The 12,807-nt window shown below is 74.0% G+C and carries 10 protein-coding genes; 4 read left to right on the top strand and 6 right to left on the bottom strand.

The features are described from left to right. Nucleotides 1–24: 24 nt before the first annotated feature. Nucleotides 25–3,285 carry a formate dehydrogenase gene (gene fdh / locus BM242_RS13050; protein ID WP_245834029.1) on the bottom strand — a complete coding sequence of 1,087 codons (3,261 nt, stop codon included), beginning with the start codon at nt 3,283–3,285 and terminating at the stop codon, nt 25–27. Between the two features lie 235 nt (nt 3,286–3,520). Here fdh and BM242_RS13040 point away from each other — a divergent pair, with 235 nt between their 5' ends. The 4 genes from BM242_RS13040 to BM242_RS13025 all read left to right on the top strand — a co-directional run bounded on the left by BM242_RS13040 (nt 3,521) and on the right by BM242_RS13025 (nt 6,742). Continuing rightward, on the top strand, nt 3,521–4,198 hold the full coding sequence (locus BM242_RS13040) for a cytochrome c oxidase subunit II (RefSeq protein WP_093838969.1): 678 nt from the start codon (nt 3,521–3,523) through the stop codon (nt 4,196–4,198). A gap of 61 nt (nt 4,199–4,259) precedes the next feature. Next, a complete protein-coding gene (locus BM242_RS13035) occupies nt 4,260–5,918 on the top strand; it encodes a cytochrome c oxidase subunit I (RefSeq protein ID WP_093838968.1) in 1,659 nt (552 codons plus the stop codon). Next, nucleotides 5,908–6,255, top strand: coding sequence for a hypothetical protein (locus BM242_RS13030; protein ID WP_093838967.1), 348 nt, complete (start codon nt 5,908–5,910; stop codon nt 6,253–6,255). Before BM242_RS13035 ends, BM242_RS13030 begins: the two co-directional genes overlap by 11 nt. Before the next feature lie 13 nt (nt 6,256–6,268). Next, the gene (locus tag BM242_RS13025) at nt 6,269–6,742 is read left to right on the top strand and encodes a hypothetical protein (protein ID WP_245834028.1); all 474 of its coding nucleotides are present in this window, start codon (nt 6,269–6,271) and stop codon (nt 6,740–6,742) included. Between the two features lie 175 nt (nt 6,743–6,917). Here BM242_RS13025 and nrfD read toward each other — a convergent pair whose 3' ends face one another. The 5 genes from nrfD to BM242_RS13000 all read right to left on the bottom strand — a co-directional run bounded on the left by nrfD (nt 6,918) and on the right by BM242_RS13000 (nt 12,802). After that, a complete protein-coding gene (gene nrfD, locus BM242_RS13020) occupies nt 6,918–7,982 on the bottom strand; it encodes an NrfD/PsrC family molybdoenzyme membrane anchor subunit (protein ID WP_093838966.1) in 1,065 nt (354 codons plus the stop codon). Next, on the bottom strand, nt 7,979–8,875 hold the full coding sequence (locus BM242_RS13015; protein ID WP_093838965.1) for a 4Fe-4S dicluster domain-containing protein: 897 nt from the start codon (nt 8,873–8,875) through the stop codon (nt 7,979–7,981). The genes nrfD and BM242_RS13015 overlap by 4 nt, the downstream gene beginning before the upstream one ends. After that, entirely contained in the window at nt 8,872–10,575 is a 1,704-nt protein-coding gene (gene qcrB, locus BM242_RS13010; RefSeq protein WP_093838964.1) for a cytochrome bc1 complex cytochrome b subunit, read from the bottom strand. The genes BM242_RS13015 and qcrB overlap by 4 nt, the downstream gene beginning before the upstream one ends. Before the next feature lie 125 nt (nt 10,576–10,700). Next, nucleotides 10,701–11,939 (bottom strand): hypothetical protein, encoded by a 1,239-nt coding sequence (locus BM242_RS13005; protein WP_093838963.1) that lies wholly within the window; start codon nt 11,937–11,939, stop codon nt 10,701–10,703. Beyond that, nucleotides 11,936–12,802: a phosphate/phosphite/phosphonate ABC transporter substrate-binding protein gene (locus BM242_RS13000; protein WP_093838962.1), complete on the bottom strand. Its 867-nt coding sequence runs from the start codon at nt 12,800–12,802 to the stop codon at nt 11,936–11,938. The genes BM242_RS13005 and BM242_RS13000 overlap by 4 nt, the downstream gene beginning before the upstream one ends. Nucleotides 12,803–12,807 lie beyond the last annotated feature (5 nt).

The following is a 12,807-nucleotide window of genomic DNA, read 5'->3' as shown; positions in this document are numbered from 1 at the left end:
GCCCGCGCCCGGGGCAGCGGCCGGCTAGCCGCCGCGGCCGGTGGACCGGGTGATCCCGGCCCGCTCCCGGTAGTCGCGCACCAGTTGCCGTGCCCCGGGCCCCCGCGGCCGGCGTCCCGGGCGGATGTCGCAGGTGAGCGCCTTGGCCTCCTGGATATGGGTGTTCGGGTCCAGGGAGAGGTGCAGCAGTTCGTTGGCGGCGTCCCCGCGGCTGTGCCCGTTGGGTCCCCAGTGGTAGGGCAGCCCGATCTGGTGCAGCGTCCGGCCGTGCACCCGCAGCGGCGCGATGCGGTCGGTGACCAGCACCCGGGCCTCGATCACCCCCCGCGCGGTGACCACCGTCGCCCAGCCCCGGTGCGCCAGCCCGCGTTCGGCGGCCAGCTCGGGCGACACCTCGCAGAACAGCTCGGGCTGGAGCTCGTACAGATAGGGCTGCCAGCGGGACATGCCGCCCGCGGTGTGGTGCTCGGTCAGCCGGTAGGTGGTCAGCACATAGGGGAAGACCCCGGAGCCGGGCTCGTCGCCGCTGGGGTGGTAGCTGTTGTCCGGATGCGGCGCCGGCAACTGCCGCACCGGGTTGCGCTGCCGCCCGTAGAGCAGATTGGGGAACGGCGAGTCCTGCGGCTCGTAGTGCGCCGGCAGCGGGCCGTCCACCAGCCCCGTCGGCACATACAGCCATGCCCTGCCGTCCGCCTGCATGATGAAGGCGTCCGTGCCGGACAGCGCCTCGTCGGCGGTGGCGCCCTCCGGCGGCACATGGTCCGGGGCCTTGGCGGGGGAGAAGTCCGGGACGTCGTGGCCCGTCCAGCGCTGCCGGTCGGCGTCCCACCACACCAGCGCCTTGCGCTCGCTCCACGGCCGGCCCTGCGGATCGGCCGAGGCACGGTTGTACAGGATGCGGCGGTTGGCCGGCCAGGCCCAGCCCCACTCCGGGGCCACCCAGCTCTGCTCGGCGCCCGGCTTGCGGCGGGCGGCCTGGTTGACGCCGTCCGCGTAGACCCCGCAGTAGATCCAGCAGCCGCAGGAGGTGGAGCCGTCGTCCTTCAGCTGCTGGTAGGAGGCGAGCGGCGCGCCGTCCGCGGCATGGCCGTTGATCTCCGCCAGCACCGCCTCGGCGTCCGGCTCGGCGAGCGGGCCATGGGTGGGATAGTCCCAGGTGAGGTCGAGCACCGGCCGGTCCATCTCGTCGGCCGACCCGGCCAGCTTCTGCCGGATGCGGCGCCCCAGGTGGTACATGAACCACAGATCGCTGCGGGCGTCACCGGGCGGCTCCACCGCCCGGTGGTGCCACTGGAGCATCCGCTGGGTGTTGGTGAAGCTGCCGTCCTTCTCGGTGTGCGCCGCGGCCGGCAGGAAGAACACCTCGGTGCCGATGGACTCGGTGCGCATCTCCCCGGTCCGGATCTCCGGCCCGTCCCGCCACCAGGTGGCCGACTCGATCAGGGAGAAGTCCCGCACCACCAGCCAGTCCAGGTTCGCCATGCCCAGCCGCTGCATCCGGGCGCCGGCCGAGCCCACCGCCGGGTTCTCGCCCATCAGGAAGTAGCCCTTGCAGACGCCGTCCAGCTGCGCCATGACGGTCTCGTAGGAGCTGTGCGAGCCGGTCAGCCGGGGGAGATAGTCGAAGCAGTAGTCGTTCTCCGCGGTGGCGGCCTCTCCCCAGTACGCCTTGAGCAGGCTGATCAGACAGGCGCCCATGTTGCCCCAGTAGCCCTTGCGGGCGGCCTCCGCACCGACGTAGGTGTCCAGGCTCTGCTGCTTGTGCGCGTGCGGCATGGGCAGATAGCCGGGCAGCAGGTTGAACAGGGTGGGGATGTCCGTGGAGCCCTGGATGGAGGCGTGCCCGCGCAGCGCCAGAATGCCGCCGCCGGGGCGGCCGATGTTGCCCAGCAGGCTCTGCAGAATGGCCGCGGTGCGGATGTACTGCACGCCGACGGTGTGCTGGGTCCAGCCGACCGCATAGGCGAAGGCGGTGGTGCGGTCCCGGCCGGAGTTGTCGGTGAGCAGCTCGCACACGGTCCGGAACAGATCCCGCGGCACCCCGCAGATCTGCTCCACGGCCTCGGGGGTGTAGCGCGCGAAGTGGCGGCGCAGCACCTGGAGGACGCACCGCGGATGGGTCAGCGTGTCGTCCCGTGCCGGCTCGCCCGGGCCGAGCGCGGCCCCGCCCGAGCCGTGCGCCTCGCCGTGGCCGGAGCGGGCCACCGACTCGCCGCCGCCGGTGCGGGCCCGGTACTCCTGCTCCCGCTGCCCGGACGCGGCCTGCACCTCCATGCCCTCGTACTGCCAGGCACCGTTGTCATAGGTCCGCCGGCCGGCGTCGAACCCGGCGAAGACACCGTCCAGGTCCTCGGTGTCGCGGAACTCCTCGCCCAGGATCACCGGGGCGTTGGTGTAGGCCACGACGTACTCGCGGAAGAACTTGTCGTGCTCCAGCACATGGTTGACGATGCCGCCGAGGAACGCGATGTCGGTGCCCGCGCGCAGCGGCACATGGATGTCGGCCAGCGCGCTGGTCCGGGTGAAGCGCGGGTCCACATGGATCACCCTCGCGCCCCGGGCCTTGGCCTCCATCACCCACTGGAAGCCCACCGGATGGCACTCGGCCATGTTGGAGCCCTGGATGACGATGCAGTCGGCGTTCTGCAGATCCTGCTGGAAGGTGGTGGCGCCGCCGCGCCCGAACGAGGTCCCCAGACCGGGGACGGTGGAGGAGTGTCAAATACGCGCCTGGTTCTCGATCTGCACCGCCCCGAGCGCCGTGAACAGCTTCTTGATGAGGTAGTTCTCCTCGTTGTCCAGGGTGGCGCCGCCCAGGCTGGCGAAGCGCAGGGTGCGCCGGGTGCGCAGACCCTGCTGCTCCCACTGCCAGCCCTCCCGGCGGGCGGCGATCACCCGGTCGGCGATCATGTCCATCGCCGTGTCCAGGTCGAGGTCTTCCCAGTCGGTGCCGTACGGGCGGCGGTAGCGGACCCGGTGCTCACGCGCCGGACCGGTGGTGAGCTGGAGGCTCGCCGAACCCTTGGGGCAGAGCCGGCCGCGGGAGACCGGCGAGTCGCGGTCGCCCTCGATCTGGGTGACCTTGCCGTCCTGCACATAGACGTCCTGGCCGCAGCCCACCGCGCAGTAGGGGCAGACGGACTTGACCACCCGGTCGGCGGTCGCGGTGCGGGCCCGCAGGCGCTCGGTGTCCCGGCTCCTGGCCGCCCGGCCGCGGCCGAGCGGGTCGTCCCCGGTGAGCTGCCGGTAGACCGGCCATGACGAGATCCAGGTCCGTGCGCCCATCGTGCACCCGCCTTCGCTGTCGTCCGTCCACGGCCGCTGCTCCGCTCACGGCGGAGAACGTTCCGGTCGCCCTGGGTACCCGGCACCGGCCGGGACCAAACTCCGCTGTCCGCCGAAAGCGGGATGCGGGGCCGCCGGGAAGAGGGGTGCGCGGCGCCACGGTGTGTCCGCTCGGTACCGCTTTGTCCCGGCTCTAGGGTCGGGCGACGGCCTGCCGCGAACGGAAGGGAGAACCGTGCACCGGCGCAGCGTCTTCGACCAGGTCTTCGCCGTGGAGACGGCCATCGCCCTGGCGGTGTTCGTCATCGTGCTCGGGCTGCTGGTGTTCGCCGTGGTGCGGCGGCGGGCCCGCGCGGGCCTGTTCGTCTCCCGGCGGCGCGAATGGAAACCGGTGGAGCTGTGCTACGCGGGCGCGCTCGCCGCGGTGGCCGCGGGCCTGGTGATCTACACGGCGCTGGCCAACCGCGAGCAGGGCCGCGAGAACGACCGGCCCGTCGATCTGCGGGTGGAGGTCTCCGCCTTCCAGTGGTGCTGGGAGTTCGCCCACCCGGACCCGGCCGGCGGTCCGGAGGACGAGCCGGTCACGGCGCGCGCCACCTGCCGCGGCGACGACCTGCCCACCCTGGTGGTGCCCACCGGCCGGAACATCCGGCTGGAGCTGGACTCGCGGGATGTCATCCACTCCTTCTGGGTGCCCGAACTGCGCTACAAACTGGACGCCTTCCCCGGCCACCGCAACGAGTTCACGGTCCGCTTCGACCGCGAGGGGCGCTGGATCGGCCACTGTGCCGAGTTCTGCGGCCACCGCCACCACACCATGGACTTCTGGGTGCGGGCCGTCTCCCCCGAGGAGTACGACGCCTGGCTGCTCGACGCCCAGACCGGCCAGGACATCCCCGCGGAGACCGCCTGATGACCCGCGCCCGGCCCCGTACGCGACCCCGTATGCGACCCCGCACGGAAGGCGCGGGCGGATGACGCTCACGGCGCCCGGCCGGGACCGGGACCGGGGCCGCGCCCCCGGCGGACGGCCGCCCTCCCGGTATCCCTCCGGGCGGCGGCTGCTGCTGTCCACCGACCACAAGCGCATCGGCCTGCTGGTGCTGGGCACCTCCCTGGCGCTGCTGTTCCTGCTGGGCGTGCTGGCCCTGCTGATGCGCGCCCAGCTCGCCCGGCCGGAATCCGGCTTCCTGGACTCCGCCGTCTACAACCAGTTCTTCACCATCCACGGCTCGGGCATGATCTACCTGGTCATGACGCCGTTCGCGATCGGCCTCGGGGTCTATCTGGTCCCGCTCCAGGTCGGCGCGCCCAACATCGCCCTGCCCCGCACCACCCTGCTGGGCTACTGGCTGTATGCCACCGGCGCGGTCATCATGCTGGCCGGCTTCGCCACGCCGCACGGCGCGCACGCCGCGGGCTGGTTCTCCTATCCGCCGCTGGCCGACGGCCGCTACAGCCCGGGCCCGGGCTCCGACATGTGGGTCGCCGGGGTCTTCCTGTCCACCGCCGGGGTGATCCTGATGGGCTGGGCGGTGCTGTGGACGGCCCTGCGCAAGCGGGCCGAGGGCATGACCATGCTCCGCATGCCGCTGTTCTCCTGGTCCATGGTGGCCACCTGTCTGATGGTGATCGGCGCCTTCCCCGCGCTGCTGGCCGCCCTGGTGCTGCTCGGCATCGGCCGGGCCGACCCCTCGGTCTTCGACTCGAACCTGTGGATCATCGGCTACCAGCACCTGTTCTGGTTCTACGGGCATCCCGTGGTGTACGTGATGTTCTTCCCGTATCTGGCGGCGGTGGGGGAGGTGCTGGCCACCTTCGCCCGGCGCCCCTTCTTCGGCTTCCGGCTCACCGTGCTCTCGCTGCTGGTGTTCGCCGGGCTCTCGATGAGCGTATGGGGCCACCACATGTTCACCACCGGCCAGGCCACCAACGACTACTACTCGCTGACCTCCATCGCCCTGCTGGTGCCCGCCGGGATCGAATACTTCGCCATGCTCGGCACCATCCTGGGCGGCGCGCTGGTGTTCCGGCCCCCGATGCTGTTCGCGCTGGCCTTCATCCCGCAGTTCCTGATCGGCGGGCTGACCGGCATCATGGTCGGCACCCCCGTGATCGACTACCAGGCCCATGACAGCTACTTCGTCGTCGCCCATCTGCACTACGTGCTGTTCGCGGGCAGCGCCTTCGGGCTCTTCGCGGCCTTCTACTTCTGGTTCCCGAAGGTCACCGGGGCGATGCTGGACGACCGGCTCAGCCATGTGCACTTCTGGCTGCTGGTGGCCGGCACCAACCTCACCTTCCTGCCCATGTTCTTCCTGGGCCTGCAGGGCATGTCGCGGCGGATCGTCAGCTATGCCGAGTTCGACGGATTCGGCACCCTCAACCTGCTGGCCTCGATCGGGGCGGGACTGCTGGCCGTGGCGATGCTGGTGTTCGTCTACAACGTCTGGACCTCACTGCGGTGGCCCCGGCCCGCCGGGGACGACCCCTGGCAGGGCCAGACCCTGGAGTGGGCCACCAGCTCGCCGCCGCCGCGGCTGAACTACACCCCCGAACACCCGCTGCCGCCGATCACCAGCTACGCCCCCCTGTACGACCTGCGGCGGACGGAGGACGGCCGTGCTCACTAGGCACCCGGCACTCCTGGTGGTGGCCGGCTGGACGCTCTTCAACGGCCTGCTGTTCGCGCTGCTCGCCGGGTACGGCGAGGGGGCGGTCGCGATGTGGCTGTGGGCCGGTTCCCTGGCGCTGCTCGCCGGCGCCACGGCCGCGGTGCTGTGGTCCGTGCGGCGCGGCCCGGAACAGCACCGGCGCTACCGGCTGGTGACGGGCGGCGCCGCCGCGGTACTGCCGGCGGCGGCCGGCGCCGGTCTGCTGGGTCTGGCGACGGTCTACGGCTGGTGGATGGCGGCGCTCGCCGTTCCGGTGCTGGCGCTGGCGGCGCTGCTGGCGCTGGCGGGGACGTGAGGGGGGAGGAGCCGTGACGGGGACGCCGGCCATGGCGGGCTGGGCGCTCGCCCTCTCCGCCGGGGTGCCGGGGGCGCTGCTGGTGACCCGGAACCGGGCGGTGTGGTCCCGGCTCGCGGTGCCCGCGGCGGTGTCCTTCCCGCTGTTTGTGCTGGTGCACGCGGCGGTGGTGCTGAGCATGGCCGCCCCCGGCCACCACGGGCCGCTGCCGCGGTGGCCGGCGGAGGCCGCGCTGGCGGCCGCCGCCGTGCTGTTCTGGCTGCCGGTGGTGGGCGGTGCGGCCGGGCGGCACGCCCTCGGCGGGCCGGGCCGCTGCCTGTATCTCTTCCTGGCCATGCCGCTGCTGGACCTGCCGGCCGTGGTGCTGATCGCCGCCGGCCACGCGGCGGCGGGCCTGGCCATGATCGTGGGCATGCTGCCGGTCGGGCTGATCGCCGCCGCCACCACCTGGCGCTGGATCGGCGACGAGGAACGCGCCACGGCCTGACGCCCCCGGCGCGGCCCGCCGCTCGCCGTGCCCGCCGGGACCGCTTCGGCCGGTGGCCGGGAGCGGGGCGCCGTTCGGCGTGGGCGCGGTCGCCGCCTCGGACCGGGCACCTGCCGCGGTGGTCGCCGACCGGGGGTGCCGGGAGGCGCCACCGCACCGGGTCTGCCGGGGGCCGCTACGGGGTGTCCGGGGACGGGTGTGCGGTGCGGCGGCGGAGGCGTTCGCGCTGGGGGAGGACCGTGTACCGGGGGTCCTCGGCGGAGGCCACGCCGGCGTGGAAGACGCCGAACCGGCCGGCCGCCGAGCCCAGCAGCAGCGCCGTCCCGGCGACGGCCGCCGCCGCCCGGCTGCGCCGCCCGGCCGTCGCCCCCAGCGCCGCACCGGAGGCGGTCAGCGCCTTGGAGGCGCGCAGCAGGCGGCCCGCGCGTCCCCGTTCCAGCGGCTCGGCCACCAGGCCCATGCGGCGCTTCATGGCTTCCATCGCGCCCAGTTCCAGCGCCGCGCCGAAGGCCGCCAGCCGCCGGGCGGGCCCGGCCTGGGCCACCGGTCCGGCCAGCATGCCCAGCCCGCCCGCCGCGGCGGCCCCCGAGCCGGCGAAGGCCAGCGGCAGTTCCCGGTACGCCTGGTGCCAGGACGGCACCGCGGTGTCGGCCAGCAGCACCGCCGTGTAGGTGGTCACGGCCGGGGCGAGCACGGCGGCGCCCGCGGTGGCCGCGGCGCCGGTCCGCCGGAACCGGCCGGTCAGCCCGGTCACCGCGGCCAGTCCGGCCAGCGGCCCGTAGCCGGCCAGCAGCCAGGAGCCCATGGACATCGGCGAGGTCGGCTTGAACACCCGCAGCATGTGGGCGAACCGCTCCGGCCGGCCCAGGTCGTGCACCAGGGCCGCCGTGGACAGGGAGACCGCGCCCAGCGCGGCGGCCTTGGCGGGCCGGGCCAGGGCGGGCCGGCCGGTGGCGTGCGCTCCCGCGGCCAGCAGCGAGGAGCCGCCGGCCAGTCCGCCGAGAAAGAGATACCCGGCGATGTCGCGCGCCTCCCACACCGGCTTGTTGAGGACCGGCCGGCCGTAGTAGGAGGAGAAACGGGCCGGCTCCACCGGGGGCTGTTCACCTCCTCGCCGGCCTTTGCGCCGTCCTCCCCGCCGCGCGTGGCGGGGAGCACGGCCCGCCGCCTCGCCGGTGACCGCCTGGTGGCCCGGGCGGGTGCCGCGCAGGCCCTGCCGGGTGACATCGGATTCGCTCATGGCCTTCTCCCCAGGAAACAGGCCGCCGCGCCGGCGGCCAGCGCCAGCGCCGCGGCACCGGCGTGCCGCCACATGGCGGGCAGATCGCGGGTGGGCACCACCGGGTCGGGCGGCAGCCCGTACACCTCGGGCTCGTCCAGCAGCAGGAAGAAGGCGCCGTCCCCGCCGACGCCGTTGTCCGGGCTCTCGCCGTACAGCCGGGCGTCGGGGATGCCCGCGGCGTGCAGCCGGGCGACCCGGGCGGCGGCCCGCTCGCGCAGCTCGTCCAGCGGGCCGAACTGGATCGACTCGGTGGGGCAGGCCTTGGCGCAGGCCGGCTCCATGCCCTCGCCCAGCCGGTCGTAGCACAGTGTGCACTTCCAGGCCCGGCCGTCGTCCGGCCGCTGGTCGATCACTCCGTACGGGCAGGCGGGCACGCAGTAGCCGCAGCCGTTGCAGATGTCCTCCTGCACCACCACCGTGCCGAACTCGGTGCGGAACAGCGAGCCGGTGGGGCAGACGTCCAGACAGCCCGCCTCGGTGCAGTGCTTGCACACGTCGGAGGACATCAGCCAGCGCAGTTCGGTGCGCCCGTCCGGGGACACCGGCGGCAGGCCGTCGGCCGCCGGGCCGCCGAGCCGCCCGGCGGCGTCGAAGACGTCCACGCCCGGTTCCTGGCCGCCGAGCGGCTTGCGCTGTTCGACGAAGGCCACATGGCGCCAGGCCGAGGCGCCCAGCCCCTTGGTGTTGTCGTAGGACATGCCGGTCAGGCCGGCGTCACCGGCGGGGATGGCGTTCCACTCCTTGCAGGCCACCTCGCAGGCCTTGCAGCCGATGCAGACCGAGGTGTCGGTGAAGAAGCCCATCCGGGGCGGCGCGCCCCCGGGCGCCTGGGACGGTGCGGTGTCGGTCATCTGTCGTTCTCCTCCTTGCGGTTCCGGTTCCGGTTCCGGTTCCGGGGCCGGGCCCCGCCCGGTCCGGTGAGCCGGGCGGCGATCCGCCGCCGTTCCGCCTCGCTGGCGGGCAGCTCGATCCGGTCCCGGACGAACCAGGAACTCAGGGCGGCCCGCAGCCGGTCGCGCCGCCGTGGCCGGCCCGCCCCGGGCGGGGCGGCCGGCACCGGCTCCGGCAGGTCCCGGGTGACCACCAGATAGTGCTCGGCGTTGGACATGCGCGCCATGGCCTCCTGGTAGCCGCCGCCGGCCGTGCGGCGCACGTCCCCGGTGGGATCGCCGTACAGGATGCGCCGGCGGTCCCTGGCCTGGAGGGCCAGGCACAGCCGCCGCACCACCAGGAAGACCAGCACCGGCAGCACCACCAGCGAAATGCGCAGCACCCAGGTCAGCGCGGGCAGTTCCAGCCGCAGCACGAAGGCGATGACGTCCTGCCCGCCGCCGAGTTGCAGCACCGCCGCGAAGGTGATCACGGCCGCGCCGAAACCGGTGCGCACCGGATGGTTGCGCGGCCGGTCGCACAGATGGTGCTCCCGGTCGTCGCCGGTCAGCCGGCGCTCCAGGAACGGGTAGCCGTACATGCCGAGAAAGAGCAGCAGGGGCAGCACGGCACCGGGCAGCAGGACATCCCAGATGACGGTGTGTCCGAGGACCACGGTCTCGGCGCCGGGCATCAGCCGCAGCGCGCCCTCGACGAAGCCGAGATACCAGTCCGGCTGCACATCGGTGGACACGTGATCGGGCCGGTAGGGGCCCAGCAGCCAGACGGGGTTGATCTGCATGGTCGCCGCCATCAGCGTCAGCACCCCCGCCACCAGCATGAACAGGCCGGTGCTCTTGGCGGCGTAGGCCGGGAACATGGGTTTGCCCACCACATTGCGGTTGGTCCGGCCGGGGCGGGCCCAGTGGGTGTGCTTGAGCCTGACGATCAGCAGGATGTGCACGGTGAGCAGGGCGGTCAGCAGCCCCGGCAGCAGCAGCACATGGGCCAGGTACAGGCGCGGGATGATCTGGTGCCCGGGGAACTCGCCGCCGAAGACCAGGAAGGTCAGCCAGGTGCCGGCCACCGGGATGGACTGCAGGATGCCCTGGGTGGTGCGCAGCCCGGTGCCGGAGAGCAGGTCGTCGGGGAGCGAGTAGCCGCAGAAGCCCTCGGCGATGGCGATCAGCAGCAGCGTCACGCCCACCGTCCAGTTGCCCTCCCGGGGGCGGCGGAAGGCACCGGTGAAGAAGATCCGCAGCAGATGGCAGACGATGGCCGCGACGAACACCAGGGCCGCCCAGTGGTGGATCTGCCGCACCAGCAGTCCGCCGCGGATGTCGAAGCTGAGGTTCACCGTGGAGGCGTAGGCCCGGGAGGTGAGCCGGCCCTGCAGCGGCACATAGCTGCCGTCGTAGGGCTCCCGGGCCATGGAGGGCTCGAAGAACAGCGCCAGGAAGGTCCCGGAGAGCAGCAGGACCACAAAGCAGTACAGGGCGATCTCGCCGAGCAGGAACGACCAGTGGTCGGGGAAGACCTTGCGCAGGCCCTCCCCGGCGGCCCGGGCGATGCCCAGCCGGCGGTCCACGGCCGTCAGGACCCGGCCGCCCGGGTCCTCGCGGGCCTGTCCGCGCGCCGGGCGGGCGCTCCGTGACGGTTCTGCGGTGATGTGTTCCGGCATGTCTCCGGCCTGTGGTCCAGGTGTGGTGCGGCGCCGCCGCCGGTCAGGAGTAGCCCCGGGACGCGGTGGTCAAACCGGGCGGTGCGCCGCCCGGGTGACGCGGCCTGCCGGGGGCCCGTGGCATGTCACATGAAGCTCCGGGTGTGCAGGGCGGACAGCTCGGCGGCCTCGTCGTCGGGGAAGCCGAGGCGGGCCAGCCGGTGTCTGCGGCCCTCGTCCATCTCCTCCCGCAGCCGCCGCACCGCGCGGTGGCCGCGGGCGACGGCCTCCGGTGTCCAGGCCCCGGCGGCCAGCACCACCAGGGCGTCGAAGACGTCGTCGTTGAGGCCGGCGGTGTCCCGCAGGGCGTCGTGGCGGCGCTCCACGGCACCGCGCAGCCTGCCGTGCAGGGCCGGATCCCGGTCGGCCCGGTGGGCCAGGTGGGCGACGCCGAAGGCGACATGGCGGGCCTCGTCCCGGCGGGCCAGCCGGGCGACCCGGCGGGTCACCGGATCGGGCGCGTACCGGTCGAGAAAGCCGAGCAGGCTCAGAAAGCTGCCCTCGCCCAGCACCGACAGCAGAAAGAAGGCCAGGGAGAAGTCCGGTTCGGCGAGCAGGGAGGCCAGGGAGGCCCGCCCGCCGGCCGAGGAGGTGCCCATCCGGCCGCCGCGCAGCAGCGCCCGCCGGGTGAACACCTCCACATGGCGCGCCTCGTCGGCCGCCTGCACGGCCAGCAGTTGCAGCACCTCGCGGAAGTGCGGGTGCACCCGGGCCAGCAGCCGGGCCGGGATCACCAGCGCGGTCTGCTCGTTCTCCACCAGATAGGTCATCACCTGCACCACCGCCTGCTCGACGGCGTCGGGGAGGGTGAACGGCGCCGCCCAGTCCACGGCGGTGGCCGGGTCCCACTGGGCGGCGGCGGCATGCGCGTACAGCCGGGGCGCCAGATCGGTCCAGGCGATGTCCCGGTCGGCGACGTCGAACGGCACCGGCGGCCCGCCGGCCTCCACCAGGGCGCCGCGGGCGGCCGGGCCCCAGTGCGCGGGCGGCCGGGCGACCACCCCGTCCGGGCCGGGGGAGCCGGCGCGTTCGGCACCGTGCCGCCGGCCGGTGTCCCGGTCCCGGGGGCGGCGCCGCACGGCGGCCCGTACCCGCGGGTCGGGGAACGGGCCGGGCAGCATGCGGTGGCCCTCGCGGCGGCACCAGGCGGCCAGATGCAGCGGCAGCGCCGGGTCGTGGCCGGCCACACCGAGCACGGCGCCGGGCGCCAGTCCGGCCAGGGCGCGCCGCACCAGCAGATGGGCGCCCTCCCCGAAGCCCAGCCCGGCCAGATCCAGCACCGGGCCCGGACCGCCGGGGCCGCCGGTGTCCGGCGCGCCGGTCATGGCGCGTACTCCGGCGCGGTGATCCGGCCCCGCTCGTCGTAGTGGCCGGCCTCGGTGACGGCGGCGGCGAGCGCGGCGAAGCCGCCGGTGCGGCCGGGCAGCCAGGCGGTCAGTCCCTCCAGGTCCAGCAGGTGGCGCACCTCGGGGTCGGCGTGGTCCATGGACCGCAGCAGGCGCCCGAGGCCGTCGGCCAGGTCCGGATCGGCAGCATGGCCGACGGCCAGCACACAGTGGTCGTAGGGCCCGGTGCGGTCCAGCGGCCGGGTGGCGCCGGGCGGCAGCGTGCCGTCCTGGGCGAACAGCAGCCAGGAGGCGTCGGACAGGCAGGCGGCGGCGGCCTCGCCGGACATCAGGGCGCGGGCGGCGTCCCGCTCCCCGCCGATGTGGTCCCCGTGCAGGCCCACGCCGGTGTCGTGGCGCAGCACGCGGAAGTCCTCGCCGGGACGCAGGCCGTGTTCCCGCAGCCGGGCCAGCGGCAGCAGGGTGGACTGCGGGGAGTCCACCGCGCCGGTGGCGACGGTCTCGCCCTTCAGATCGGCGGGCCGGCGGTGGCGGGCATCGGCCCGGACCACGATCACCGAGCGCAGGTCCCGGTCGGTGTCCCGCATCACCAGGGGGCGCAGCGGGGTGCCCTGGGCGGCGGCCAGCCGCTGTGACCGCACCCAGGCGAGGGGGGAGTGCCAGGCGGCGTGCAGCCGGCCGGCCGCCAGGTCCTCGGCCTGGCGCTCGTAGTGCGCGTAGAGCACGAAGTCGAAGGGCAGGCCCCGCGCGGTCAGCCAGGACCGGAAGCCGGTCCAGATGGTGACCACCTTGGGGTCGTAGGCGACCGCGCCCAGCAGCAGCGGCTCCGTCGTGCCTGTCATACGCG

Source organism: Streptomyces aidingensis, assembly GCF_900112355.1.
In the GTDB taxonomy this organism is placed as follows: Bacteria; Actinomycetota; Actinomycetes; order Streptomycetales; family Streptomycetaceae; genus Streptomyces; species Streptomyces aidingensis.
This window is presented reverse-complemented; position numbering and strand designations above follow the sequence as displayed.